Source organism: Streptomyces sp. NBC_01233, from assembly GCF_035989305.1.
Classification (GTDB): Bacteria; Actinomycetota; Actinomycetes; order Streptomycetales; family Streptomycetaceae; genus Streptomyces.
In genome coordinates, this window is record NZ_CP108514.1 from 5551667 (window position 1) to 5574884 (window position 23218).

General features: G+C 67.8%; 33 protein-coding genes. 31 read left to right on the plus strand and 2 right to left on the minus strand.

The window, feature by feature from the left end; translation table 11 throughout:
- Positions 1–30 precede the first annotated feature (30 nt).
- The 30 genes from rplV (at position 31) to glmM (ending at position 20117) form a co-directional block, all read left to right on the plus strand.
- The gene (rplV, locus tag OG332_RS26480) at positions 31–378 is read left to right on the plus strand and encodes a 50S ribosomal protein L22 (RefSeq protein ID WP_037792011.1); all 348 of its coding nucleotides are present in this window, start codon (positions 31–33) and stop codon (positions 376–378) included.
- Positions 378–1220, plus strand: a complete 843-nt coding sequence (gene rpsC, locus OG332_RS26485; RefSeq protein WP_008739710.1) for a 30S ribosomal protein S3 — start codon at positions 378–380, stop codon at positions 1218–1220. Before rplV ends, rpsC begins: the two co-directional genes overlap by 1 nt.
- A gap of 5 nt (positions 1221–1225) precedes the next feature.
- On the plus strand, positions 1226–1645 hold the full coding sequence (gene rplP, locus OG332_RS26490) for a 50S ribosomal protein L16 (protein WP_008739704.1): 420 nt from the start codon (positions 1226–1228) through the stop codon (positions 1643–1645).
- On the plus strand, positions 1645–1869 hold the full coding sequence (rpmC, locus tag OG332_RS26495) for a 50S ribosomal protein L29 (protein ID WP_008739703.1): 225 nt from the start codon (positions 1645–1647) through the stop codon (positions 1867–1869). Before rplP ends, rpmC begins: the two co-directional genes overlap by 1 nt.
- Entirely contained in the window at positions 1869–2150 is a 282-nt protein-coding gene (rpsQ, locus tag OG332_RS26500) for a 30S ribosomal protein S17 (protein WP_030008467.1), read from the plus strand. The genes rpmC and rpsQ overlap by 1 nt, the downstream gene beginning before the upstream one ends.
- Positions 2151–2287: 137 nt before the next feature.
- Entirely contained in the window at positions 2288–2656 is a 369-nt protein-coding gene (gene rplN / locus OG332_RS26505) for a 50S ribosomal protein L14 (RefSeq protein WP_008739701.1), read from the plus strand.
- 2 nt (positions 2657–2658) lie between these two features.
- Positions 2659–2970, plus strand: a complete 312-nt coding sequence (gene rplX, locus OG332_RS26510; protein WP_327415807.1) for a 50S ribosomal protein L24 — start codon at positions 2659–2661, stop codon at positions 2968–2970.
- Positions 2970–3521, plus strand: a complete 552-nt coding sequence (rplE, locus tag OG332_RS26515; RefSeq protein WP_030388859.1) for a 50S ribosomal protein L5 — start codon at positions 2970–2972, stop codon at positions 3519–3521. The genes rplX and rplE overlap by 1 nt, the downstream gene beginning before the upstream one ends.
- Positions 3522–3526: 5 nt before the next feature.
- Positions 3527–3712, plus strand: coding sequence for a type Z 30S ribosomal protein S14 (locus OG332_RS26520; RefSeq protein WP_003956452.1), 186 nt, complete (start codon positions 3527–3529; stop codon positions 3710–3712).
- 223 nt (positions 3713–3935) lie between these two features.
- Positions 3936–4334: a 30S ribosomal protein S8 gene (gene rpsH, locus OG332_RS26525; protein WP_007265911.1), complete on the plus strand. Its 399-nt coding sequence runs from the start codon at positions 3936–3938 to the stop codon at positions 4332–4334.
- 20 nt (positions 4335–4354) lie between these two features.
- Positions 4355–4894 carry a 50S ribosomal protein L6 gene (rplF, locus tag OG332_RS26530; protein WP_327415808.1) on the plus strand — a complete coding sequence of 180 codons (540 nt, stop codon included), beginning with the start codon at positions 4355–4357 and terminating at the stop codon, positions 4892–4894.
- A gap of 2 nt (positions 4895–4896) precedes the next feature.
- A complete protein-coding gene (rplR, locus tag OG332_RS26535) occupies positions 4897–5280 on the plus strand; it encodes a 50S ribosomal protein L18 (RefSeq protein WP_008739696.1) in 384 nt (127 codons plus the stop codon).
- Positions 5281–5325: 45 nt separating this feature from the next.
- Positions 5326–5928 carry a 30S ribosomal protein S5 gene (gene rpsE, locus OG332_RS26540; protein WP_030388857.1) on the plus strand — a complete coding sequence of 201 codons (603 nt, stop codon included), beginning with the start codon at positions 5326–5328 and terminating at the stop codon, positions 5926–5928.
- Positions 5928–6110 carry a 50S ribosomal protein L30 gene (gene rpmD / locus OG332_RS26545; RefSeq protein ID WP_005313525.1) on the plus strand — a complete coding sequence of 61 codons (183 nt, stop codon included), beginning with the start codon at positions 5928–5930 and terminating at the stop codon, positions 6108–6110. The genes rpsE and rpmD overlap by 1 nt, the downstream gene beginning before the upstream one ends.
- Before the next feature lie 2 nt (positions 6111–6112).
- A complete protein-coding gene (rplO, locus tag OG332_RS26550; RefSeq protein WP_008739693.1) occupies positions 6113–6568 on the plus strand; it encodes a 50S ribosomal protein L15 in 456 nt (151 codons plus the stop codon).
- A 187-nt stretch (positions 6569–6755) separates the two neighbouring features.
- Positions 6756–8069 carry a preprotein translocase subunit SecY gene (secY, locus tag OG332_RS26555; RefSeq protein ID WP_327415809.1) on the plus strand — a complete coding sequence of 438 codons (1314 nt, stop codon included), beginning with the start codon at positions 6756–6758 and terminating at the stop codon, positions 8067–8069.
- Positions 8069–8716: an adenylate kinase gene (locus tag OG332_RS26560; protein WP_319725412.1), complete on the plus strand. Its 648-nt coding sequence runs from the start codon at positions 8069–8071 to the stop codon at positions 8714–8716. Before secY ends, OG332_RS26560 begins: the two co-directional genes overlap by 1 nt.
- Positions 8717–8808: 92 nt before the next feature.
- Entirely contained in the window at positions 8809–9660 is an 852-nt protein-coding gene (gene map / locus OG332_RS26565) for a type I methionyl aminopeptidase (RefSeq protein ID WP_327415810.1), read from the plus strand.
- A 540-nt stretch (positions 9661–10200) separates the two neighbouring features.
- On the plus strand, positions 10201–10422 hold the full coding sequence (gene infA / locus OG332_RS26570; RefSeq protein WP_003956442.1) for a translation initiation factor IF-1: 222 nt from the start codon (positions 10201–10203) through the stop codon (positions 10420–10422).
- Positions 10423–10496: 74 nt separating this feature from the next.
- Entirely contained in the window at positions 10497–10610 is a 114-nt protein-coding gene (gene rpmJ / locus OG332_RS26575) for a 50S ribosomal protein L36 (RefSeq protein ID WP_003956441.1), read from the plus strand.
- Positions 10611–10811: 201 nt separating this feature from the next.
- On the plus strand, positions 10812–11192 hold the full coding sequence (gene rpsM, locus OG332_RS26580) for a 30S ribosomal protein S13 (RefSeq protein ID WP_030710357.1): 381 nt from the start codon (positions 10812–10814) through the stop codon (positions 11190–11192).
- A 54-nt stretch (positions 11193–11246) separates the two neighbouring features.
- A complete protein-coding gene (gene rpsK / locus OG332_RS26585; RefSeq protein WP_003956432.1) occupies positions 11247–11651 on the plus strand; it encodes a 30S ribosomal protein S11 in 405 nt (134 codons plus the stop codon).
- 150 nt (positions 11652–11801) lie between these two features.
- Entirely contained in the window at positions 11802–12824 is a 1023-nt protein-coding gene (locus tag OG332_RS26590; protein WP_008739666.1) for a DNA-directed RNA polymerase subunit alpha, read from the plus strand.
- Positions 12825–12916: 92 nt separating this feature from the next.
- Positions 12917–13390 carry a 50S ribosomal protein L17 gene (gene rplQ, locus OG332_RS26595; protein WP_319733898.1) on the plus strand — a complete coding sequence of 158 codons (474 nt, stop codon included), beginning with the start codon at positions 12917–12919 and terminating at the stop codon, positions 13388–13390.
- Positions 13391–13489: 99 nt separating this feature from the next.
- Positions 13490–14341, plus strand: coding sequence for a tRNA pseudouridine(38-40) synthase TruA (gene truA / locus OG332_RS26600; protein ID WP_327415811.1), 852 nt, complete (start codon positions 13490–13492; stop codon positions 14339–14341).
- A 33-nt stretch (positions 14342–14374) separates the two neighbouring features.
- Positions 14375–16003 (plus strand): ABC-F family ATP-binding cassette domain-containing protein, encoded by a 1629-nt coding sequence (locus tag OG332_RS26605; protein WP_327415812.1) that lies wholly within the window; start codon positions 14375–14377, stop codon positions 16001–16003.
- A gap of 69 nt (positions 16004–16072) precedes the next feature.
- Positions 16073–17386 (plus strand): glycosyltransferase family 87 protein, encoded by a 1314-nt coding sequence (locus OG332_RS26610; RefSeq protein ID WP_327415813.1) that lies wholly within the window; start codon positions 16073–16075, stop codon positions 17384–17386.
- A gap of 231 nt (positions 17387–17617) precedes the next feature.
- The gene (gene rplM, locus OG332_RS26615) at positions 17618–18061 is read left to right on the plus strand and encodes a 50S ribosomal protein L13 (RefSeq protein WP_073912858.1); all 444 of its coding nucleotides are present in this window, start codon (positions 17618–17620) and stop codon (positions 18059–18061) included.
- Positions 18062–18103: 42 nt separating this feature from the next.
- A complete protein-coding gene (rpsI, locus tag OG332_RS26620; protein WP_327415814.1) occupies positions 18104–18622 on the plus strand; it encodes a 30S ribosomal protein S9 in 519 nt (172 codons plus the stop codon).
- Between the two features lie 136 nt (positions 18623–18758).
- Positions 18759–20117 (plus strand): phosphoglucosamine mutase, encoded by a 1359-nt coding sequence (gene glmM, locus OG332_RS26625; RefSeq protein WP_327415815.1) that lies wholly within the window; start codon positions 18759–18761, stop codon positions 20115–20117.
- Here the strand turns inward: glmM and OG332_RS26630 are convergent.
- Both OG332_RS26630 and coaA read right to left on the minus strand, forming a co-directional pair.
- The gene (locus OG332_RS26630; protein ID WP_327415816.1) at positions 20114–21085 is read right to left on the minus strand and encodes a DUF389 domain-containing protein; all 972 of its coding nucleotides are present in this window, start codon (positions 21083–21085) and stop codon (positions 20114–20116) included. The two genes, glmM and OG332_RS26630, sit on opposite strands and share 4 nt — an antisense overlap.
- Before the next feature lie 16 nt (positions 21086–21101).
- Positions 21102–22151 carry a type I pantothenate kinase gene (coaA, locus tag OG332_RS26635; RefSeq protein WP_327415817.1) on the minus strand — a complete coding sequence of 350 codons (1050 nt, stop codon included), beginning with the start codon at positions 22149–22151 and terminating at the stop codon, positions 21102–21104.
- Between the two features lie 259 nt (positions 22152–22410).
- Between coaA and OG332_RS26640 the strand changes: the two genes are divergently transcribed.
- Positions 22411–23172 (plus strand): hypothetical protein, encoded by a 762-nt coding sequence (locus OG332_RS26640; protein WP_327415818.1) that lies wholly within the window; start codon positions 22411–22413, stop codon positions 23170–23172.
- Positions 23173–23218: the final 46 nt, after the last annotated feature.

Consider the following 23218-nt stretch of genomic DNA (forward strand, 5'->3'; position numbering starts at 1 on the left):
ACGACTATGACTTACACCGAAGGGACAACCATGGAAGCCAGGGCCCAGGCGCGGTACATCCGCGTCACGCCCATGAAGGCCCGCCGAGTGGTGGACCTTATCCGTGGCATGGATGCCACGGAGGCTCAGGCGGTCCTGCGTTTCGCCCCGCAGGCCGCGAGCGTGCCGGTTGGCAAGGTGCTGGACAGCGCCATTGCCAATGCCGCACACAACTACAACCACCCGGACGCCTCCACGCTGGTCATCAGCGAGGCGTTCGTGGACGAGGGCCCGACCCTGAAGCGGTTCCGTCCGCGTGCGCAGGGCCGTGCCTACCGGATCCGCAAGCGGACCAGCCACATCACCGTGGTCGTCAGCAGCAAGGAAGGTTCCCGGTAATGGGCCAGAAGGTAAACCCGCACGGGTTCCGGCTCGGCATCACCACCGACTTCAAGTCGCGTTGGTACGCCGACAAGCTGTACAAGGACTACGTCAAGGAAGACGTCGCCATCCGTCGGATGATGACGTCCGGCATGGAGCGCGCCGGCATCTCGAAGGTTGAGATCGAGCGCACCCGTGACCGCGTGCGTGTGGACATCCACACCGCTCGTCCGGGCATCGTCATCGGCCGCCGTGGCGCCGAGGCCGACCGCATCCGCGGTGACCTCGAGAAGCTCACGGGCAAGCAGGTCCAGCTGAACATCCTCGAGGTCAAGAACCCCGAGCTCGATGCCCAGCTGGTTGCCCAGGCCGTTGCCGAGCAGCTTTCCTCCCGCGTCTCCTTCCGTCGCGCCATGCGTAAGAGCATGCAGGGCACGATGAAGGCCGGAGCCAAGGGCATCAAGATCCAGTGTGGCGGCCGTCTCGGCGGCGCCGAGATGTCCCGCTCCGAGTTCTACCGCGAAGGCCGTGTGCCGCTGCACACCCTCCGCGCGAACGTGGACTACGGCTTCTTCGAGGCCAAGACCACCTTCGGCCGTATCGGTGTGAAGGTCTGGATCTACAAGGGCGACGTCAAGAACATCGCCGAGGTTCGCGCCGAGAACGCTGCGGCCCGTGCGGGTAACCGCCCGGCCCGTGGTGCTCAGGGCGCTGGCGACCGTCCCGCCGGCCGTGGTGGCCGTGGTGGCGAGCGCGGCGGCCGTGGTGGCCGCAAGCCGCAGCAGGCTGCTGGTGCCGAGGCCCCCAAGGCCGACGCTCCCGCCGCCGCTCCGGCCGAGAGCACCGGAACGGAGGCCTGACCGACATGCTGATCCCTCGTAGGGTCAAGCACCGCAAGCAGCACCACCCGAAGCGCAGCGGTATGGCCAAGGGCGGTACTGAGGTCACGTTCGGCGAGTACGGCATCCAGGCGCTGACCCCGGCGTACGTGACGAACCGCCAGATCGAGGCGGCTCGTATTGCGATGACCCGCCACATCAAGCGTGGCGGCAAGGTCTGGATCAACATCTACCCGGACCGCCCGCTGACGAAGAAGCCGGCCGAAACCCGCATGGGTTCCGGTAAGGGTTCTCCCGAGTGGTGGATCGCCAACGTGCACCCGGGCCGGGTCATGTTCGAGCTGTCCTACCCGAACGAGAAGATTGCTCGTGAGGCGCTCACCCGCGCTGCTCACAAGCTTCCGATGAAGTGCCGGATTGTTCGGCGCGAGGCAGGTGAGTCGTGATGGCGACGGGAACCAAGGCGTCCGAGCTGCGTGAGCTCGGCAACGAGGAGCTCGTTGGCAAGCTGCGCGAGGCCAAGGAGGAGCTGTTCAAGCTCCGCTTCCAGGCGGCCACGGGTCAGCTGGAGAACAACGGCCGGCTCAAGTCCGTCCGTAAGGACATCGCTCGCATCTACACCCTGATGCACGAGCGTGAGCTCGGTATCGAGACGGTGGAGAGCGCCTGATGAGCGAGAACAACGTGACTGAGAAGACCGAGCGCGGATTCCGCAAGACCCGTGAGGGTCTGGTCGTCAGCGACAAGATGGACAAGACCGTCGTCGTCGCCGTCGAGGACCGCGTGAAGCACGCCCTGTACGGCAAGGTCATCCGCCGTACGAACAAGCTCAAGGCGCACGACGAGCAGAACGCTGCCGGCGTCGGCGACCGCGTCCTCATCATGGAGACGCGTCCGCTGTCGGCGAGCAAGCGCTGGCGCATCGTCGAGATCCTCGAGAAGGCCAAGTAAGGCAATTCGCGCAAGCGAATTCCAAACAGACACAGTCTGAGGGGTTTCCCTCAGATTCGTTCCGCCAGGCTCGGTGGGGGCGACGCTCTCCGGAGTGAAGCCCCCGCCGGGAACCGGCAGACAAACAGGAGATACACGTGATCCAGCAGGAGTCGCGACTGCGTATCGCCGACAACACTGGTGCCAAGGAAATCCTTTGCATCCGTGTTCTCGGTGGTTCCGGTCGCCGCTACGCGGGCATCGGTGACGTCATCGTCGCCACCGTCAAGGACGCGATCCCCGGTGGCAACGTGAAGAAGGGTGACGTCGTCAAGGCGGTCATCGTTCGCACCGTCAAGGAGCGTCGCCGTCAGGACGGCTCGTACATCCGCTTTGACGAGAACGCCGCCGTCATTCTGAAGAACGACGGCGACCCTCGCGGCACCCGTATCTTCGGCCCGGTGGGCCGTGAGCTGCGCGAGAAGAAGTTCATGAAGATCATCTCGCTCGCGCCGGAGGTGCTGTAAGCATGAAGATCAAGAAGGGCGACCTGGTTCAGGTCATCACCGGTAAGGACAAGGGCAAGCAGGGCAAGGTCATCGTCGCCTTCCCCGCCGACGACCGCGTCCTCGTCGAGGGTGTCAACCGGGTCAAGAAGCACACCAAGGCTGCGCAGAACCAGGCCGGTGGCATTGTGATCACCGAGGCCCCGGTCCACGTCAGCAACGTTCAGCTGGTTGTGGAGAAGGACGGCAAGAAGGTCGTCACCCGCGTCGGCTACCGCTTCGACGACGAGGGCAACAAGATCCGCGTTGCCAAGCGGACGGGTGAGGACATCTGATGGCTACCACTCCGCGTCTCAAGACGAAGTACCGCGAGGACATCGCGGGCAAGCTGCGTGAGGAGTTCTCGTACGAGAACGTCATGCAGATCCCCGGTCTCGTGAAGATCGTGGTCAACATGGGTGTGGGCGACGCCGCCCGCGACTCCAAGCTGATCGACGGCGCCATCAAGGACCTGACGACGATCACCGGTCAGAAGCCGGCCGTCACGAAGGCCCGGAAGTCCATCGCGCAGTTCAAGCTGCGCGAGGGTCAGCCGATCGGCTGCCACGTCACCCTCCGTGGTGACCGCATGTGGGAGTTCCTGGACCGTACGCTGTCGCTCGCGCTGCCGCGTATCCGTGACTTCCGTGGTCTGTCGCCGAAGCAGTTCGACGGCCGTGGCAACTACACCTTCGGTCTCACGGAGCAGGTCATGTTCCACGAGATCGACCAGGACAAGATCGACCGTACCCGGGGTATGGACATCACCGTGGTCACCACGGCGACCAACGACGACGAGGGCCGCGCCCTCCTTCGTCACCTCGGCTTCCCCTTCAAGGAGGCGTAAGCGAGATGGCGAAGAAGGCTCTCATCGCGAAGGCTGCCCGCAAGCCCAAGTTCGGTGTGCGTGCGTACACCCGCTGCCAGCGCTGCGGTCGCCCCCACTCCGTGTACCGCAAGTTCGGCCTGTGCCGCGTCTGCCTTCGTGAGATGGCTCACCGTGGCGAGCTGCCGGGCGTGACCAAGAGCTCCTGGTAAATCACCCTCGTCCGCAAGGACTTGGGGAGTACCAGGCACTCTCGGTAAGCATCTGGACGGTGGGTGCCCGGCCGCGCATGCCTTAGGCTTGTGTGGTTGGGCGTCCGCCGCCCATAACGACTTACTACGCCGTAGGTCCCCGCACCGCACCCGTCCCGCCACTGAGTGGGGAGAGGGATGGCGCATACAGGAAACCCCGGCGAGAGAGGCCGAAGGCCACTTCATGACCATGACTGACCCGATCGCAGACATGCTCACGCGTCTGCGTAACGCTAACTCGGCGTACCACGACACCGTCGTGATGCCGCACAGCAAGATCAAGTCGCACATCGCAGAGATCCTCAAGCAGGAGGGTTTCATCACCGGCTGGAAGGTCGAGGACGCCGAGGTCGGCAAGAACCTCGTCCTCGAGCTGAAGTTCGGGCCGAACCGCGAGCGCTCCATTGCGGGCATCAAGCGGATCTCGAAGCCCGGTCTGCGCGTGTACGCGAAGTCCACCAACCTGCCGAAGGTGCTCGGCGGCCTGGGCGTGGCGATCATCTCCACGTCCCACGGTCTCCTCACCGGCCAGCAGGCAGGCAAGAAGGGCGTAGGTGGGGAAGTCCTCGCCTACGTCTGGTAGTCGGGAACGGAGGAAAAGCAATGTCGCGAATCGGCAAGCTCCCCATCCAGGTTCCCGCCGGTGTGGACGTCACCATCGATGGCAGCACGGTTGCGGTGAAGGGTCCCAAGGGTTCCCTTTCCCACACCGTCAAGGCTCCCATCGCCGTCGTTAAGGGCGAGGACGGCGTTCTGAACGTCACCCGTCCGAACGACGAGCGTCAGAACAAGGCCCTGCACGGCCTGTCCCGCACGCTGGTGGCGAACATGATCACCGGTGTGACCACGGGATACGTCAAGGCTCTCGAGATCAGCGGTGTCGGTTACCGTGTCCTGGCGAAGGGCTCCGACCTGGAGTTCCAGCTGGGTTACAGCCACCCGATCCTGGTGGAGGCGCCCGAGGGCATCTCCTTCAAGGTCGAGTCGCCGACCAAGTTCTCGGTCGAGGGCATCGACAAGCAGAAGGTCGGCGAGGTCGCCGCCAACATCCGCAAGCTGCGGAAGCCCGACCCGTACAAGGCCAAGGGTGTCAAGTACGCCGGCGAAGTCATCCGCCGCAAGGTCGGAAAGGCTGGTAAGTAGCCATGGCATACGGTGTGAAGATCGCCAAGGGCGACGCGTACAAGCGCGCTGCCAAGGCTCGCCGCCACATCCGCATTCGCAAGAACGTGTCGGGTACGGCGGAGCGTCCGCGCCTCGTCGTGACGCGTTCCAACCGCAACATCGTTGCTCAGGTCATCGACGACCTCCAGGGTCACACCCTGGCGTCCGCGTCGACCCTGGACACCTCGATCCGCGGTGGCGAAGGCGACAAGAGCGCCCAGGCCCAGGCCGTCGGCGCGCTCGTGGCCGAGCGTGCGAAGGCTGCCGGCGTCGAGACCGTTGTCTTTGACCGCGGTGGCAACCGATACGCCGGGCGCATTGCCGCTCTGGCTGACGCCGCCCGCGAAGCCGGGCTGAAGTTCTAAGCCCCGGTTCCGGGACTCACGGACGTAACAGAGAGAGGTAATCCAATGGCTGGACCCCAGCGCCGCGGAAGCGGTGCCGGTGGCGGCGAGCGGCGGGACCGGAAGGGTCGCGACGGTGGCCCTGCCGCCGAGAAGACCGCTTACGTTGAGCGCGTTGTCGCGATCAACCGCGTCGCCAAGGTTGTCAAGGGTGGTCGCCGCTTCAGCTTCACCGCGCTGGTCGTGGTGGGCGACGGTGACGGCACTGTAGGTGTCGGTTACGGCAAGGCCAAGGAAGTTCCCGCGGCCATTGCCAAGGGTGTCGAGGAAGCCAAGAAGAACTTCTTCAAGGTTCCGCGCATCCAGGGCACCATCCCTCACCCGATCCAGGGCGAGAAGGCTGCGGGCGTCGTCCTGCTGAAGCCTGCTTCCCCCGGTACCGGTGTTATCGCCGGTGGCCCGGTGCGCGCCGTTCTGGAGTGCGCCGGCGTTCACGACATCCTGTCGAAGTCCCTGGGCTCCGACAACGCGATCAACATCGTGCACGCGACCGTGGCGGCCCTTCAGGGCCTGCAGCGTCCCGAGGAGATCGCGGCTCGCCGTGGTCTGCCCCTCGAGGACGTCGCCCCCGCGGCTCTGCTTCGTGCACGTGCCGGGGCGGGTGCGTAATGGCTCGCCTCAAGATCACGCAGACGAAGTCGTACATCGGCAGCAAGCAGAACCACCGCGACACGCTGCGTTCGCTCGGGCTCAAGCGCCTGAACGACGTCGTCGTCAAGGAGGACCGCCCCGAGTTCCGCGGAATGGTTCACACCGTCCGCCACCTCGTGACGGTTGAGGAGGTTGACTAATCATGGCTGAGAACAGCCCGCTGAAGGCCCACAACCTCCGTCCCGCCCCCGGCGCCAAGACCGCGAAGACCCGTGTCGGTCGTGGTGAGGCGTCGAAGGGTAAGACGGCCGGTCGTGGTACGAAGGGCCAGAAGGCCCGTTACCAGATCCCGCAGCGCTTCGAGGGTGGGCAGATGCCCCTCCACATGCGTCTGCCGAAGCTCAAGGGCTTCAAGAACCCGTTCCGCACCGAGTTCCAGGTCGTGAACCTGGACAAGCTCGGCGCTCTCTACCCCGAGGGTGGAGAAGTCACGGTGGCCGACCTGGTCGCCAAGGGCGCGGTTCGCAAGAACAGCCTCGTCAAGGTCCTGGGCCAGGGCGAGCTCTCCGTGGCGCTGCAGGTTTCGGTTGACGCCGTTTCCGCCTCCGCCAAGGAGAAGATCGCCGCTGCCGGCGGCACCGTCACCGAGCTCGTCTAAGACGATCTCAGTGGCTGAATAGCTCGAAACCCGACCGGGGATGCCTCACATATGGGGCATCCCCGGTTGGTCGTTCCACGGAAGGCACACTCGCCGGTAAGGTGGCGTGCACCTTTGCTTTGTCGTATACGTCGATCCCTCAGACCGTCACCTCTGACGCAGTAGCGCGGGGGTCGCAGGAGGCACCGTGCTCACCGCGTTCGCCCGGGCGTTCAAGACGCCCGACCTGCGCAAGAAGCTGCTCTTCACGCTCGGCATCATCGTGCTGTTCCGGCTCGGGTCCCACATCCCGGTACCCGGCGTGAGCTATAAGAACGTTCAGATCTGCGTCGAACAGGCGGGCAGCAGCAATGGGCTGTTCGGCCTCGTCAACATGTTCAGCGGCGGCGCGCTGCTGCAGATCACGATCTTTGCGCTCGGCATCATGCCGTACATCACGGCGAGCATCATTCTGCAGCTGCTGACCGTGGTCATCCCGAAGCTGGAAACCCTCAAAAAAGAGGGACAGTCCGGCACGGCGAAGATCACTCAGTACACGCGCTATCTGACGGTCGCGCTCGCGATCCTGCAGGGCACGGGCCTCGTCGCCACTGCCCGCACGGGGGCCCTGTTCCAGGGCTGCCAGGTCGCCAGCCAGATCGTCCCCGACCGGTCGATCTTCACCACGGTCGTCATGGTGATCACCATGACCGCCGGCACCTGCGTCGTCATGTGGCTCGGTGAGCTCATCACCGACCGCGGCATCGGCAACGGCATGTCGATCCTCATGTTCATCTCGATCGCCGCCGGCTTCATCGGCGCCCTCTGGGCCATCAAGGAGCAGGGCAAGATCGCCGACGGCTGGGTCGAATTCGGCGTCGTCATGCTGGTCGGTCTCGCGATGGTCGGCCTGGTGGTCTTCGTCGAGCAGGCGCAGCGCCGGATCCCGGTCCAGTACGCGAAGCGCATGATCGGCCGCCGTGCCTACGGCGGTACCTCGACGTACATCCCGCTCAAGGTGAACCAGGCGGGCATCATCCCCGTCATCTTCGCCTCGTCGCTGCTCTACATCCCGGCACTGGTCGTGCAGTTCAGCGGTTCCACCGCGGGCTGGGCCAACTGGATCCAGAAGCACTTCGTCAAGGGCGACCACCCGTACTACATCGCGACCTACTTCCTCCTGATCGTCTTCTTCGCGTTCTTCTACGTGGCGATCTCGTTCAACCCCGAGGAAGTTGCAGACAACATGAAGAAGTATGGTGGGTTCATCCCGGGTATTCGTGCCGGTCGACCCACCGCCGAGTACCTGAGCTACGTGCTCAACCGGATCACCTGGCCGGGGTCGCTGTACTTGGGTCTCATCGCTCTTGTGCCGACGATGGCGTTGGCCGGCTTCGGAGCGAACCAGAACTTCCCGTTCGGCGGGACGAGCATCCTGATCATCGTGGGTGTGGGTCTGGAAACCGTGAAGCAGATCGAGAGCCAGCTCCAGCAGCGTAATTACGAAGGGTTCCTCCGCTGATGCGAATCGTCCTCGTCGGACCGCCCGGTGCGGGCAAGGGAACGCAGGCCGCGTTCCTTGCCAAGAACCTGTCGATCCCGCACATCTCCACGGGCGACCTGTTCCGGGCCAACATCAGCCAGGGCACCGAGCTGGGCAAGCAGGCGAAGGCGTACATGGACGCCGGCGACCTGGTCCCCGACGAGGTGACCATCGGCATGGCGAAGGACCGGATGGAGCAGCCGGACGCCGTGGGCGGCTTCCTGCTCGACGGTTTCCCGCGCAACGTCTCGCAGGCCGAGGCCCTCGACGTGATGCTCCAGGCGGAGGGCATGAAGCTCGACGCCGTCCTCGACCTGGAGGTCGAGGAGGACGAGGTCGTCAAGCGGATCGCCGGTCGCCGGATCTGCCGCAACGACTCTTCGCACGTCTTCCACGTCACGTACGCCCCGCCGAAGGCCGAGGGCGTCTGCGACACCTGCGGCGGCGAGCTGTACCAGCGCGGTGACGACTCCGAGGCCACGGTCCGCAACCGGCTGGAGGTCTACCACACGCAGACCGAGCCGATCATCGACTACTACAAGGCCCAGGGCCTGCTGGTGACCATCCCGGCCCTCGGTGAGGTCGCGGACGTCACGAAGCGCGCGATGGACGCCCTCAAGAAGTAGTACCCCCGTAGTGCAAGAACGGCCGCGGTGTCCCCAGGGCATCGCGGCCGTACTGTTGAGAAGACTCGTACCGAGGCTGGAAGGCGTTTTTCATGGTCCAGATCAAGACCCCCGAGCAGATCGCGAAGATGCGCGAGGCGGGGCTGGTCGTCGCCGCGATCCACGCGGCGACCCGTGAGGCGGCCGTTCCGGGCGCCACGACGCTGGATCTGGACATGGTGGCCCGCAAGGTGATCGCGGACGCCGGGGCCAAGTCGAACTTCCTCGGCTACGGCGGCTTCCCCGCGACGATCTGCACCTCGGTGAACGAGGTCGTCGTCCACGGCATCCCGGACGACAAGACGGTCCTCAAGGACGGCGACATCATCTCGATCGACGCCGGCGCCATCGTCGACGGCTGGCACGGCGACGCCGCGTACACCGCCTTCGTGGGCACTGGGCACGCCCCTGAGCTCCTGGAGCTCTCCCGGGTGACCGAGGAGTCCATGTGGGCCGGTATCGCCGCCATGAAGCTCGGCAACCGCCTCGTGGACATCTCCAAGGCGATCGAGACGTACATCAAGCGCCAGCCGCGTCCCGCCACCGGTGACCACAGCCTCGGCAAGTTCGGGATCATCGAGGACTACGGCGGCCACGGCATCGGGTCCGAGATGCACATGGACCCCCACCTGCTGAACTACGTCTCGCGCAAGCGGGGCAAGGGCATCAAGCTGGTCCCGGGCGTCTGCCTGGCGATCGAGCCGATGGTCTCCCTGGGCACCGCCCAGACGGAGGTACTGGCGGACGACTGGACCGTCATCACCACGGACGGCACCTGGTCCTCGCACTGGGAGCACTCCATCGCCCTGACCGAAGCGGGGCCGATCGTCCTGACCAGCCCCGACTGCGGCAAGGCGAAGCTGGCGGAGTACGGGGTCACCACGGCTCCGGACCCCCTGGGCTGACCCTGGGGCGACCCCGGGCCCGTGTTCCGCGGTCCCGGGCCGACGCAGGGGAGTGCCCTGCCGGGGCCGCGGCCGGGGTGGTCGGCGGACGGAGTCCGGCGCAGCTGCTCGAAGCATGTGAGGCGCGCCAGCGCCGAGCCCGCGAGAGCGGCAGGGGGAAGAGGGGCCGGGGTCACCACGGCTCCGGACCCCCTGGGCTGACCCTGGGGCGACCCCGGGCCCGTGTTCCGCGGTCCCGGGCCGACGCAGGGGAGTGCCCTGCCGGGGCCGCGGCCGGGGTGGTCGGCGGACGGAGTCCGGCGCAGCTGCTCGAAGCATGTGAGGCGCGCCAGCGCCGAGCCCGCGAGAGCGGCAGGGGGAAGAGGGGCCGGGGTCGCCACGGCTCCGGACCCTCTGGCGTAATGATCTACACTCTGGGGCAAACTTTCCGGATTCGTCTTTCTGGGTGCCCTGACGTAGACTGACTCGTCGGCTCTCGTGCACTTCCATGCCTGCATGGCGCACCGAGCCGATCAAGGTAGCCGATTCGAAGGGCGAAGCGTGGCCAAGAAGCAAGGTGCCATCGAAATCGAGGGCACCGTGATCGAGTCCCTCCCGAACGCGATGTTCAAGGTGGAACTGCAGAACGGTCACAAGGTCCTCGCGCACATCAGCGGCAAGATGCGCATGCACTACATCCGCATCCTCCCGGATGACCGGGTCGTCGTGGAGCTGTCTCCGTACGACCTGACGCGTGGCCGGATCGTCTACCGATACAAGTAGATCTTGTCCTCACTCCTGCCTGGGCGTCTTGTCCCGGTGCGGGTGGTGGCACTGACCCGGAGAACCTCACCAACATGAAGGTCAAGCCGAGCGTCAAGAAGATCTGCGACAAGTGCAAGGTGATCCGCCGTCACGGCCGGGTCATGGTCATCTGCGACAACCTGCGCCACAAGCAGCGCCAGGGCTGACGCACGCCGACCGACCTGCCTTAACGCAGTTCTTCGCGCGACGTAAGAAAACGTACATACGCAGAATCCGCCCAGCCCTGCAAAGTGGCCGGCGGCACCTCCGGCGGGGGCCGGGGACCCGGACGTACCACCACCCATCAGGTGTGGTCGGCGGTCGGGGCTGATTCTGCGGAAGACCCCCGAACACACAGGAGCCATTGAATGGCACGCGTTTCCGGTGTTGACATCCCGCGCGAAAAGCGTGTGGAGATCGCACTCACCTACGTCTTCGGTATCGGGCGCACCCGGTCCAAGGAGATCCTCGCCTCCACCGGCGTGAACCCGAACACCCGCGTTCGTGACCTGGCCGAAGAGGACCTGGTCAAGATCCGCGAGTACGTGGACGCCAACCTCCGTACCGAGGGTGACCTCCGCCGCGAGATCCAGGCCGACATCCGTCGCAAGGTCGAGATCCAGTGCTACCAGGGCATCCGCCACCGTCGCGGCCTCCCGGTGCACGGTCAGCGCACCAGCACGAACGCGCGTACCCGCAAGGGCCCGCGTCGCGCGATCGCCGGTAAGAAGAAGCCGGGCAAGAAGTAGTCCTGTTCAGCGGTCTTGCGCTGTAGGACCGACCACCTCCCGTAGGAGATTTAGATGCCCCCCAAGGGTCGTCAGGGCGCTGCCAAGAAGGTGCGCCGCAAGGAAAAGAAGAACGTCGCTCACGGGCACGCCCACATCAAGAGCACGTTCAACAACACCATCGTTTCGATCACCGACCCCTCGGGCAACGTGATCTCCTGGGCCTCCGCCGGCCACGTCGGCTTCAAGGGCTCGCGCAAGTCCACCCCCTTCGCCGCGCAGATGGCCGCCGAGTCGGCCGCCCGCCGCGCGCAGGAGCACGGCATGCGCAAGGTTGACGTCTTCGTCAAGGGTCCGGGCTCCGGCCGCGAGACCGCGATCCGCTCCCTCCAGGCCACCGGCCTCGAGGTCGGCTCGATCCAGGACGTCACCCCCACCCCGCACAACGGCTGCCGCCCGCCGAAGCGCCGCCGCGTCTGACGCAGCGGACGCACCTGTGCGTTCTTGAGTGTCCGGGCGGTACGACCCCTTCGGGGGCCGTGCCGCCCGTACCCTTGCAGTAGCCGTACTCCGGTACGGCATCCCGTCGGGCGTCAAATAGTGGGCGTCCACGAATGAAGGAACACAGACATGCTTATCGCTCAGCGTCCTTCGCTGACCGAAGAGGTCGTCGACGAGTACCGCTCGCGGTTCGTGATCGAGCCGCTGGAGCCGGGCTTCGGCTACACCCTCGGCAACTCCCTGCGCCGTACGCTCCTGTCCTCGATCCCGGGTGCCGCTGTCACCAGCATCCGCGTGGACGGCGTCCTGCACGAGTTCACCACCGTGCCGGGCGTCAAGGAAGACGTCACCGACATCATCCTCAACATCAAGCAGCTGGTCGTCTCCTCGGAGCACGACGAGCCGGTCGTGATGTACCTGCGCAAGCAGGGTCCCGGCCTGGTCACCGCTGCTGACATCGCGCCCCCGGCCGGTGTCGAGGTGCACAACCCGGACCTGGTCCTCGCCACGCTCAACGGCAAGGGCAAGCTGGAGATGGAGCTGACCGTCGAGCGCGGTCGCGGCTACGTCTCCGCCGTCCAGAACAAGCAGCTGGGCCAGGAGATCGGCCGCATCCCGATCGACTCCATCTACAGCCCGGTCCTCAAGGTCACCTACAAGGTCGAGGCGACCCGAGTCGAGCAGCGCACCGACTTCGACAAGCTGATCGTCGACGTCGAGACCAAGCAGGCCATGCGCCCGCGTGACGCCATGGCGTCCGCCGGCAAGACCCTGGTCGAGCTGTTCGGTCTGGCGCGCGAGCTCAACATCGACGCCGAGGGCATCGACATGGGCCCGTCCCCGACGGACGCCGCCCTGGCCGCCGACCTGGCGCTGCCGATCGAGGAGCTCGAGCTCACCGTTCGGTCGTACAACTGCCTCAAGCGCGAGGGCATCCACTCCGTGGGTGAGCTCGTCGCCCGCTCCGAGGCGGACCTGCTCGACATCCGCAACTTCGGTGCGAAGTCGATCGACGAGGTCAAGGCGAAGCTGGCCGGCATGGGCCTGGCCCTCAAGGACAGCCCGCCCGGATTCGACCCGACCGCCGCCGCCGACGCGTTCGGCGCGGACGACGACGCCGACGCCGGCTTCGTCGAGACCGAGCAGTACTAAGCAGCACCCGTAGATCTTTCCCGCGGCATCCGCCTCGGGGGAACTGACACCGGTACCTGACACGGCCGGTGCAGATATGAAGGAGTAACACCATGCCGCGTCCCGCAAAGGGTGCCCGCCTGGGCGGTTCCGCCGCGCACGAGAAGCACCTCCTCGCGAACCTCGCGAAGGCGCTCTTCGAGCACGGCCGCATCACCACCACCGAGGCCAAGGCCCGTCGCCTGCGTCCCTACGCCGAGCGACTGGTCACCAAGGCCAAGAAGGGCGACATCCACAACCGTCGCCTGGTGCTGCAGACGATCACGGACAAGAGCATCGTGCACACGCTGTTCACCGAGATCGCCCCGCGCTACGAGAACCGCCCCGGTGGTTACACGCGCATCACCAAGATCGGCAACCGTCGTGGCGACAACGCCCCGATGGCCGTGATCGAGCTGGTCGAGGCCCTCACGGTCGCCCAGCAGGCCACTGGTGAGGCCGAGGCCGCCACCAAGCGCGCGGTGAAGGAGGCGGAGGCCAAGGCCGAGGCCACCGAGACCCCCGCCGAGGAGACCAAGGAGGCCTGATCCCCCGGGATCACGCTTGCTTGATCGGCTCTGAACGGGCCCGCCCCTTCCCGGGGCGGGCCCGTTCTGCATTTCGGTGACTCTGAGAGGATCTGTCACGTGAGTGACGAGGTGGACCCCGGGCACGTCCGGGTGCGGCTGGACCTGAGCTACGACGGCAAGGACTTCTCCGGCTGGGCGAAGCAGCGCGTGCTGCGCACCGTCCAGGGCGAGCTGGAGTCGGCCCTGCAGACCGTGATGCGGCTGTCCGAGCCGGTCGAGCTGACCGTGGCCGGGCGTACCGACGCGGGCGTGCACGCCCGCGGGCAGGTCGCCCAGTTCGACCTCGCCGAGGAGGTGTGGGCCGAGCACCACGACAAGCTGCTGCGCCGGCTCGCGGGCCGGCTGCCGCACGACGTGCGGGTGTGGAAGGTCGCCGAGGCCCCCGAGGGCTTCAACGCGCGCTTCTCGGCCATCTGGCGCCGCTACGCCTACCGCGTCGGCGACCACCAGGGCGGCGTCGACCCGCTGCGCCGCGGCCACGTGCTGTGGCACCAGTGGCCCCTCGACGTGGACGCCATGAACGAGGCCGCCGCCCCGCTGCTCGGCGAGCACGACTTCGCCGCGTACTGCAAGAAGCGCGAGGGTGCCACGACCATCCGTACGCTCCAGCAGCTCAGCTGGGAGCGCGCCGAGGACGGGATCGTCACCGCGACCGTCCGCGCCGACGCCTTCTGCCACAACATGGTCCGCTCGCTGGTGGGCGCCCTGCTGCACGTCGGAGACGGGCACCGGCCCACCGACTGGCCGGGGAAGGTCCTGCGCGCCGCCGTACGGGACTCCTCGGTGCACGTCGTGAAGCCGCACGGGCTGACCCTGGAAGAGGTCGGCTACCCCGCGGACGAGCTGCTGGCCGCCCGCAGCAAGGAAGCGCGCAACATGCGGACCCTGCCGGGCGCCGGCTGCTGTTAATCGGTTTGGGTGGATCGGCGCCGGACCTGGACAATGCGCGGCATGGGACATCTCGAAGCCAGCCACCTGGAGTACTACCTTCCCGACGGGCGGGTCCTGCTCCCCGACGTCTCCTTCCGGGTGGGGGAGGGGTCGGTCGTCGCCCTCGTCGGCGCGAACGGGGCCGGCAAGACCACCTTGCTGAAGATGATCTCCGGCGAGCTGCAGCCGCACGGCGGCGCGGTCACCGTGAGCGGCGGGCTGGGCGTGATGTCGCAGTTCGTGGGCTCGGTCCGCGACGAGACGACCGTACGGGACCTGCTGGTCTCGGTGGCGCAGCCGCGGATCCGGGAGGCCGCGAAGGCGGTGGACCGCGCCGAGCAGCTGATCCTGACGGTGGACGACGAGGCCGCGCAGATGGCGTACGCGCAGGCGCTCAGCGACTGGGCCGACGTGCAGGGGTACGAGGCGGAGACGCTGTGGGACGTCTGCACGATGGCCGCGCTGGCCCTCCCGTACGACACGGCGCAGTTCCGCGAGGTGCGCACGCTGTCGGGCGGTGAGCAGAAGCGGCTCGTCCTGGAGGCGCTGCTGCGCGGGCCGGACGAGGTGCTGCTGCTCGACGAGCCGGACAACTACCTCGACGTCCCGGGCAAGCGGTGGCTGGAGGAGCAGCTGGAGGCCACCCGCAAGACGGTGCTCTTCGTCAGCCACGACCGGGAGCTGCTGACCCAGGCCGCCGAGAAGATCATCAGCCTGGAGGCGAGCCCGACGGGCTCCGACGTCTGGGTGCACGGCGCCGGATTCGCCACGTACCACGACGCCCGCAAGGAGCGTTTCGCGCGCTTCGAGGAGCTCAAGCGGCGCTGGGACGAGGAGCACGCCCGGCTGAAGGCCCTGGTGCTGCGGCTGCGCAACCAGGCCGCGAGCAGCCCCGACATGGCCTCGCGGTACCGGGCGATGCAGACCCGCTTCCAGAAGTTCGAGGAGGCCGGCCCGCCGCCGGAGCCGCCGCGCGAGCAGGACATCCGGATGCGGCTCAAGGGCGGGCGTACGGGCGTGCGCGCGCTCACCGTGGAGAACCTGGAGCTGACGGGGCTGATGAAGCCCTTCTCGCTGGAGGTCTTCTACGGGGAGCGGGTCGCGGTCCTCGGTTCGAACGGCTCCGGGAAGTCCCACTTCCTGCGGCTGATGGCGGGCGAGGACGTCAAGCACACGGGTACGTGGAAGCTCGGTGCCCGCGTGGTCCCGGGGCACTTCGCGCAGACCCACGCCCACCCGGAGCTGTTCGGCCGTACCCTCGTCGACATCCTGTGGTCGGAGGCGGCGAAGCCGCTCGGCGCGGCGATGGGCGCCCTGCGCCGCTACGAGCTGGAGCGGCAGGCAGAGCAGCCCTTCGAGAAGCTCTCCGGCGGCCAGCAGGCCCGTTTCCAGATCCTGCTGCTGGAGCTGGCGGGGACCACGGCGCTGCTCCTGGACGAGCCGACGGACAACCTGGACCTGGAATCGGCGGAAGCGCTGCAGGACGGGCTGGAGGCGTACGACGGCACTGTGCTGTGCGTCACGCACGACCGGTGGTTCGCGCGCACATTTGACCGTTACCTGGTCTTCGGTTCGGACGGTGTTGTGCGGGAGACTCAGGAACCCGTCTGGGACGAACGTAGGGTCGAACGCAAGCGCTAGGGGGATACCGTCACCCCCTCGGATGAGTGAGGGGCAGGCGTCGTGGGGCTGCGGCCTAGCATCTGGCTGATGAAGTGGGAGAACCAGACCTCCGGAACCAGGGCCCCGGGGGACGGCGCCCCCGGGGAACGGTCCCCGGGGAACGGGAGCTCGGGGAGCCGGCTGATCGACTGGCTGCTGCGCCCGGCCTCCCGGACCTGGCAGGTGCTCTCCCTCGCGGTGTTCCTCGGGGTCTGCGTCTCCACCAGCCTGCGCGCGAACTGGGGCTCGGACAACGCCTTCGTGGTCAAGGCCGCACAGACGCTGCTCGCGGGCGGGTCCCCGTACGAGGACAAGCGCTTCCTCTACCTCCCCAGTGCCGTGATCATGGCGGTTCCCGAGGCCCTGCTGCCGCGCACGCTGCTGCAGTGGGTGCTGCCGGTCGGGATGTCGGGGCTGCTGGGCGCGGGCTGGCTGGCCGCGCTGCGGATGTTCTCGGTGCCGCTGCGCTCGCGCTTCGCGGTCGGCGGTTTCGCGGTGTTCGCCCTCGCCTACAAGCCGTACGTGAACCTCGTGCTGATCGGCAACTGGACCGCCATCTCGGCGGCCGCGCTGCCGGTGGCGCTGCTGCTCGCGCACCGGCGGTCGTGGGCGGCGGCCGGGCTGGTGGTCGGGCTGGCGATCGCCTGCAAGCCGATGCTGGTGCCGATCGGGCTGCTGTTCCTGCTCGCCCGGCAGTGGCGGGCACTGGCCGCGGCCGTACTGGTGCCGCTGGGGCTCTCGCTGGCCGGTGCGCTGACGATGCCGAGCCCGACGCTCTTCTTCACCAAGACCCTGCCCTTCCTGCTCCAGGGGCAGGACGCGTACGCCCTGCCCTGGGACGCCTCGCCGATAGCGGTGCTGCCGCGGCTGGGGGTGCCGGAGCCGGTGGCGGTGCTGCTCGCGTTCGCGGGGGCCGGGGGCGGCCTGTGGGCGGCCTGGGTGCGCTGGCGCCGGCAGGACGAGACCGACCAGGGGGAGCTGCGCCTGGTGGAGACCGCCTGCATGGTGATGCTCGCCGCATTCCTGGTGTCGCGTCCGTCCTTCGACCACTACCTGCTGGTGGTGCTTCCGCTGCTGCTGGCCTCGGCGGTGCGGCCGGGCTCGATGCCGCGCTCGCCCTGGTTCTGGCTGGCCCTGACCCCCCAGGTGGCGCTGGTCCCGTGGCCGTCGGAGCTGGCCCACAAGCGGCGCGCCTTCAAGGACTGCGCCACCCTCTGCGGGCTCGCGATTCTGCTGGCGCGTCGTGCGCTGCGCTCCGGGCGGGTTACTCTGGAGCCCGTAACAACTGCGGGGTCCCCACCCAGGACCGAACCGGAGTGCGCCGCGACGCCAGCAGAATCGGCATCGCGGACCGCGTTTTGACCCGTAAGGGTCTGCTTGGGTATCCTGCTGGTTTGTTATGCGTATTGGCTTTCTCATTCTCACGTGAAAGGGCCTTGCGCCGGTCCACCGGACCGATGACCAGCGGTTCACACGGGTTGCGTCCCCGATGTGAACGAGGGCTGTCGTGATCGTCCGTGGTGACCCTGTCAGGACCTTCCCGCGGGGCTTGCGCCCTTGGGATACCACCACTGAAGAAGCGAAGGCATACGCGTGCGTACGTTCAGCCCCAAGCCCGGCGACATCTCGCGCCAGTGGCTCGTCATCGACGCCCAGGACGTTGTCCTCGGCCGTCTGGCGACCCAGGCCGCTGCCCTCCTGCGGGGCAAGCACAAGCCGACTTACGCCCCCCACATGGACATGGGCGACTTCGTCATCATCGTCAACGCCGACAAGGTTCACCTGTCCGGCAACAAGGCGACCCAGAAGATGGCGTACCGCCACTCCGGCTACCCGGGCGGTCTCCGTTCGGTGCGCTACGACGACCTCCTGGCCAACAACCCGGAGAAGGCCGTCGAGAAGGCCATCAAGGGCATGCTCCCCAAGAACACCCTGGGCCGTCAGATGCTCTCGAAGCTGAAGGTCTACTCGGGCGACCAGCACCCCCACGCTGCCCAGCAGCCGGTGCCGTTCGAGATCACCCAGGTCGCGCAGTAGTTCCGGCCACCCCCTAAGACGTAGAAAATTCTGAGGAGCATCGTGGCCGAGACCACCGCCGAGACGACCGTCGAAGAGTTCGAGGGCAACGTCGAGGAGTACACCAGCGAGTCCGAGGCCGTAGTCGAGGGCGACTACACCTCTGAGTCCCTTGCCGGTCGCTTCGGCGACCCCCAGCCGGCTGCCGGCCTGGGCCGTCGCAAGAACGCCATCGCCCGCGTCCGGATCGTTCCGGGCACCGGCAAGTGGAAGATCAACGGTCGCACCCTTGAGGACTACTTCCCCAACAAGGTGCACCAGCAGGAAGTCAACGAGCCGTTCAAGCTGCTCGAGCTCGACAACCGCTACGACGTCATCGCCCGCATCGCGGGTGGCGGCGTCTCCGGCCAGGCCGGCGCCCTGCGTCTCGGCGTGGCCCGTGCGCTGAACGAGGCGGACGTCGACAACAACCGCCCGGCGCTGAAGAAGGCCGGCTTCCTCTCCCGCGACGACCGTGCGGTCGAGCGCAAGAAGGCCGGTCTCAAGAAGGCCCGTAAGGCTCCGCAGTACAGCAAGCGTTAATCTGCGCCTGCTGTTCTGCAACGAAACCGCCCCGGCAGCACTCTCTGTGCTGCCGGGGCGGTTCGTTTACCGCCACAAGCGGCAAATACCTGTCACAAGCGGTCAAAAAGCGATGCGGAAACTCGGGAGGACAACAGTGGGACGACTCTTCGGGACGGACGGTGTACGCGGCGTTGCCAACGCGGATCTGACGGCGGAGCTCGCGCTCGGCCTCTCCGTGGCGGCTGCCCACGTACTGGCCGAAGCGGGCACCTTCGCGGGCCACCGGGCGACGGCCGTGGTCGGCCGGGACCCCCGGGCCTCCGGCGAATTCCTCGAGGCCGCGGTCGTGGCCGGCCTCGCCAGCGCGGGCGTGGACGTCCTGCGCGTCGGTGTGCTGCCCACCCCGGCGGTGGCGTATCTCACCGGTGCGCTGGGTGCCGACCTCGGCGTGATGCTCTCCGCCAGCCACAACGCGATGCCCGACAACGGCATCAAGTTCTTCGCGCGCGGCGGCCACAAGCTCGCCGACGAGCTGGAGGACCGCATCGAGTCCGTCTACGAGGAGCACCGCACCGGCGCCCCCTGGGACCGGCCCACCGGCTCCGGCGTCGGCCGGGTCTCCGACTACACCGAGGGCTTCGAGAAGTACGTCGCCCACCTCATCGGTGTCCTCCCCAACCGCCTCGACGGCCTGAAGATCGTCCTGGACGAGGCCCACGGCGCCGCCGCGTACGTCTCGCCCGAGGCCTTCGCCCGGGCCGGCGCGGAGATCGTCACGATCGGCGCCGAGCCGGACGGCCTGAACATCAACGACGGCTGCGGCTCCACCCACCTCGGCCTGCTCAAGGCGGCCGTCGTCGAGCACGGCGCCGACCTCGGCATCGCGCACGACGGTGACGCCGACCGCTGCCTGGCCGTGGACGGCGCGGGCGCGGAGGTCGACGGCGACCAGATCCTCGCGGTGCTGGCGCTGGCCATGCGCGAGGCCGGCCAGCTGCGCGAGAACACCGTGGTCGGCACCGTGATGTCCAACCTGGGCTTCAAGCTGGCCATGGAGGGCGAGGGCATCCAGGTCGTACAGACCGGGGTCGGCGACCGGTACGTGCTGGAGTCGATGAAGGAGCACGGTTACGCGCTCGGCGGCGAGCAGTCCGGCCACGTGATCATCCTCGACCACGCGACGACCGGTGACGGCACGCTGACCGGCCTGCTGCTGGCGGCGCGGGTCGCGGCCACCGGCAAGTCCCTCGCCGAGCTGGCGGGCGTCATGCAGCGGCTGCCGCAGGTGCTGGTCAACGTCCCCGACGTGGACAAGTCCCGGGTCACCACCTCCGCGGAGCTGGCGGCGGCCGTGGCCGACGCCGAGCGCGAGCTGGGCACCACCGGACGGGTGCTGCTCCGGCCCTCCGGTACGGAGCCGCTCGTACGGGTGATGGTCGAGGCCGCCGACATCGAGCAGGCCCGCGCGGTCGCCGGCCGGCTCGCGGACGTCGTGAAGTCCGCGCTCGGCTAGATTCCTCCGCCAGGCCTGTGTGGCGCACCCGGCTTCCGGATCATCCGGCCCTGCTGGGTGCGCCACAGCATTTTCCAGGCGATGAGGGTGAGCGTGCCCGAGAAGATGATGCCGCCCAGGTTGAGCGCCAGCTGGATGCCCGATCCCCACATCTGGCCGAGATCGCCGTAGCTGAGTGCCACGGCGGCGTTGGCACCCGCCGGGACCGTGGTGACGGAGATCGCCACGCCGACCAGCGCCCCTGCCTTCGCCGACGTCAGCGACAGCATGCCGGCCACGCCGGCGAGCAGCGCCACGACGAACGAGAACGGGTCGGGCTGCCAGATGAAGCTGGTGTTCGGCCGGGGCTCGTCGAGCATTCCCTCGTGGAACAGGCCGAGCGCGTCCATCCCCAGACTGAAGACCGTCGTCGCGACGATCGCCGCCGTGAAGCCGACCACCAGCGCGGACAGAGAGCGCCCGGCGAGCCTCGGCCGACGCTGCACCAGGCCCGTGCAGATGCCGGCGAGCGGGCCGAACTCCGGGCCGACCGCCATGGCGCCCACGATCAGGATCGCGTTGTCCAGGACCACACCGCAGGCCGCGATCATCGTCGCCAGGATCATGAAGGCCGCGTAGGTGATCGTGAGGGTGGACTCCTCGTGCGTCGACTCGGCGAGCTGCTCCCAGACCACCGCGTCGGCGGCCTCGCCCGGGGCCTCCTCCTCGGCGTCGTCGGCGCGCCTGGAGATCGACAGGTCGATGTTCTCGACGGCGATGGAACCGCTCTTGTCGATGCCGAGGCCGCGCATCTCCTGCAGCAGTTCGTCGGTCGCCTCACGGGCGACGTCGCACAGCACGAGGTCGCCCTCGGGGTCACGGGCGGCGCCGGTCAGTACGACCAGGTGAGTGGTGCCGACCGTGTTGTCGATCAGCTCCACCACCTTTTCCGTGAGGTGGTGCGGGGTGATCATCCGCAGATGCAACATCCCCGCAGAGTAGCTTTCAGAGCTTGCGCAGACTCAGCTTCTGCACCTTGTGGTCCGGACCTTTGCGGACGACGAGGGTGGCCCGGCCGCGGGTGGGCGCCACGTTCTCCAGCAGGTTGGGCTTGTTGATCGTCCGCCACATCGTCTGCGCGTACTCCATGGCCTCCTCCTCGGAGACCTGGGTGTACTTGCGGAAGTAGGAGAAGGGATTCTGGAAGGCGGTCTCGCGCAGCTTCCGGAAGCGGTTGAGGTACCAGCGCTCGATGTCCTCGGGGCGCGCGTCCACGTACACGCTGAAGTCGAAGTAGTCGGCGAGGGCGACGCGGGTGCGGCCGTCCGTGCCGGGGAGGGCCGGCTGGAGCACGTTGAGGCCCTCGACGATGAGGATGTCCGGGCGGCGGACCACGAGCTCCTCGCCGGGGACGATGTCGTAGATCAGGTGCGAGTAGACGGGGGCCCTGACCTCGTCCTTCCCGGCCTTGATGTCGGCGACGAAGCGGGTGAGCGCGCGCCGGTCGTAGGACTCCGGGAAGCCCTTGCGGGAGGTGAGCCCGCGCCGCTGGAGCTCCTTCATCGGGTACAGGAACCCGTCGGTGGTGACCAGCTCCACGCGCGGGTGCTCGGGCCAGCGGGCGAGGAGGGCCTGCAGGAGGCGGGCCACGGTGGACTTGCCGACGGCGACCGAACCGGCGACCCCTATGACGAAGGGCGTGCCCTGCTGGGCGCCGTGGCCGTTGCCCGCGTCCCCGAGGAAGGTGTTCAGGGTGCCGCGGAGGTTGCTGGTGGCGCCGACGTAGAGGTTGAGGAGGCGGGAGAGCGGCAGGTAGACGTCGCGGACCTCGTCGAGGTCGATGACGTCGCCGAGGCCGCGCAGCCGCTCCACCTCGTCGGCGGTCAGCGGCAGCGGGGTCCGCTCGCGCAGGGCGCTCCACTCGGCCCGGGTGAGGTCGACGTACGGCGAGGCCTCGGTGCCCCGGCGGTGGGCGGGGCGCGTGGGGTGCCCCTCCCGGCCGCGTCGCTCCGTTGCGTCGTCCGGCGTGCTGCTTCGTGGCGGCGAAGTGATCACACCGCCATTGTCGGGGCTCCGGGGCGCTTGTGGGTGGTGTGGTCGGTCACGTGCGCGGGGGCCGTGGGAGGGCCGGGCCCGGGTTGTGGCGGGGGCGGTCTCGATTCGGGGCAAGGGGGGTATCGCCCTGATCACGATCGGGGGCCGGCGCGGAAAACCCCGACCGGCTGATCGAACGGCCCGTACATTGTTGATCACCGCAGCGCTGAGGACCTTTCGTGCTGCCCTGATGTCGTTTGCTCCATGGGGGAGATCTTTCGTGCGTACCGCTCTTGTCCGTCGTACCGTCCTGACCGCGTCCGCGGTGTCCCTGGCCCTGCTGGCCACCGCCTGCGGCTCCGACAAGGCCGACACCAAGGCGGACGCCAAGCCGTCGGCCCCCGCGTCCTCGTCGGCGCCGGCCGCCCCGGCCGCCAAGGCGAAGACGGACGCCGAGCTGGCCGCCCTGCTCGTGACCAAGGCCGAGCTGGCGGACCACCTGTTCTCCGCCGTCCCGAAGGACGAGGTGGCTCTCGGTGAGGCCGCGTCCGGCGACAAGGCCGAGTGCCAGCCCGTGGTCAAGACGCAGGGCACGGCCACCGTCGGTACGGCCGCCGGTGTGGCGCGGACCAAGGCCGTCGCCAAGCCCAAGGAAGGCGCCAGCCCGGAGGACACGGCCGCCGCAGGCCTCAAGGCCCTCACCGGCACCCGGACCTCGGTCACCCTCGCCTCGTACGAGGGCAAGGGCGCGGAGGAGGCCTTCGCGGCCGTCAAGACCGCGGCCACCGCGTGCGCCGGCGGCTTCACGCTGACGATGGAGGGCGAGGTCACCAAGATCAACAAGGTGGTGTCCGGCACCGCCACCGGGGGCGACGAGGCGCTCGCCCTCACGCTGGAGGCCGATGTGGAGGGCGCGAAGGTCACGACCGAGACCGTCGTCGTCCGCAAGGGCAACACCCTCGCCACCCACACCGCGTCGGCCCTGGGCGTGGCGGACAAGCCGACCGCCATCGTGGCGGCGCAGGTGAAGAAGCTCGGCTGAGCCCCCGCCCGACCCGACGTCAACCCCGCTCCGGCCCATTCGCCGG

Excerpts from the sequence above, each read along its gene's own strand:
- rplV (WP_037792011.1), top strand. The coding sequence starts at position 31 with ATGGAAGCCAGGGCCCAGGCGCGGTACATCCGCGTCACGCCCATGAAG.
- rpsC (WP_008739710.1), top strand. The coding sequence starts at position 378 with ATGGGCCAGAAGGTAAACCCGCACGGGTTCCGGCTCGGCATCACCACC.
- rplP (WP_008739704.1), top strand. The coding sequence starts at position 1,226 with ATGCTGATCCCTCGTAGGGTCAAGCACCGCAAGCAGCACCACCCGAAG.
- rpmC (WP_008739703.1), top strand. The coding sequence starts at position 1,645 with ATGGCGACGGGAACCAAGGCGTCCGAGCTGCGTGAGCTCGGCAACGAG.
- rpsQ (WP_030008467.1), top strand. The coding sequence starts at position 1,869 with ATGAGCGAGAACAACGTGACTGAGAAGACCGAGCGCGGATTCCGCAAG.
- rplX (WP_327415807.1), top strand. The coding sequence starts at position 2,659 with ATGAAGATCAAGAAGGGCGACCTGGTTCAGGTCATCACCGGTAAGGAC.
- rplE (WP_030388859.1), top strand. The coding sequence starts at position 2,970 with ATGGCTACCACTCCGCGTCTCAAGACGAAGTACCGCGAGGACATCGCG.
- OG332_RS26520 (WP_003956452.1), top strand. The coding sequence starts at position 3,527 with ATGGCGAAGAAGGCTCTCATCGCGAAGGCTGCCCGCAAGCCCAAGTTC.
- rpsH (WP_007265911.1), top strand. The coding sequence starts at position 3,936 with ATGACCATGACTGACCCGATCGCAGACATGCTCACGCGTCTGCGTAAC.
- rplF (WP_327415808.1), top strand. The coding sequence starts at position 4,355 with ATGTCGCGAATCGGCAAGCTCCCCATCCAGGTTCCCGCCGGTGTGGAC.
- rplR (WP_008739696.1), top strand. The coding sequence starts at position 4,897 with ATGGCATACGGTGTGAAGATCGCCAAGGGCGACGCGTACAAGCGCGCT.
- rpsE (WP_030388857.1), top strand. The coding sequence starts at position 5,326 with ATGGCTGGACCCCAGCGCCGCGGAAGCGGTGCCGGTGGCGGCGAGCGG.
- rpmD (WP_005313525.1), top strand. The coding sequence starts at position 5,928 with ATGGCTCGCCTCAAGATCACGCAGACGAAGTCGTACATCGGCAGCAAG.
- rplO (WP_008739693.1), top strand. The coding sequence starts at position 6,113 with ATGGCTGAGAACAGCCCGCTGAAGGCCCACAACCTCCGTCCCGCCCCC.
- OG332_RS26560 (WP_319725412.1), top strand. The coding sequence starts at position 8,069 with ATGCGAATCGTCCTCGTCGGACCGCCCGGTGCGGGCAAGGGAACGCAG.
- map (WP_327415810.1), top strand. The coding sequence starts at position 8,809 with ATGGTCCAGATCAAGACCCCCGAGCAGATCGCGAAGATGCGCGAGGCG.
- rpmJ (WP_003956441.1), top strand. The coding sequence starts at position 10,497 with ATGAAGGTCAAGCCGAGCGTCAAGAAGATCTGCGACAAGTGCAAGGTG.
- rpsM (WP_030710357.1), top strand. The coding sequence starts at position 10,812 with ATGGCACGCGTTTCCGGTGTTGACATCCCGCGCGAAAAGCGTGTGGAG.
- rpsK (WP_003956432.1), top strand. The coding sequence starts at position 11,247 with ATGCCCCCCAAGGGTCGTCAGGGCGCTGCCAAGAAGGTGCGCCGCAAG.
- OG332_RS26590 (WP_008739666.1), top strand. The coding sequence starts at position 11,802 with ATGCTTATCGCTCAGCGTCCTTCGCTGACCGAAGAGGTCGTCGACGAG.
- rplQ (WP_319733898.1), top strand. The coding sequence starts at position 12,917 with ATGCCGCGTCCCGCAAAGGGTGCCCGCCTGGGCGGTTCCGCCGCGCAC.
- OG332_RS26605 (WP_327415812.1), top strand. The coding sequence starts at position 14,375 with ATGCGCGGCATGGGACATCTCGAAGCCAGCCACCTGGAGTACTACCTT.
- OG332_RS26610 (WP_327415813.1), top strand. The coding sequence starts at position 16,073 with ATGAAGTGGGAGAACCAGACCTCCGGAACCAGGGCCCCGGGGGACGGC.
- OG332_RS26630 (WP_327415816.1), bottom strand. The coding sequence starts at position 21,085 with ATGTTGCATCTGCGGATGATCACCCCGCACCACCTCACGGAAAAGGTG.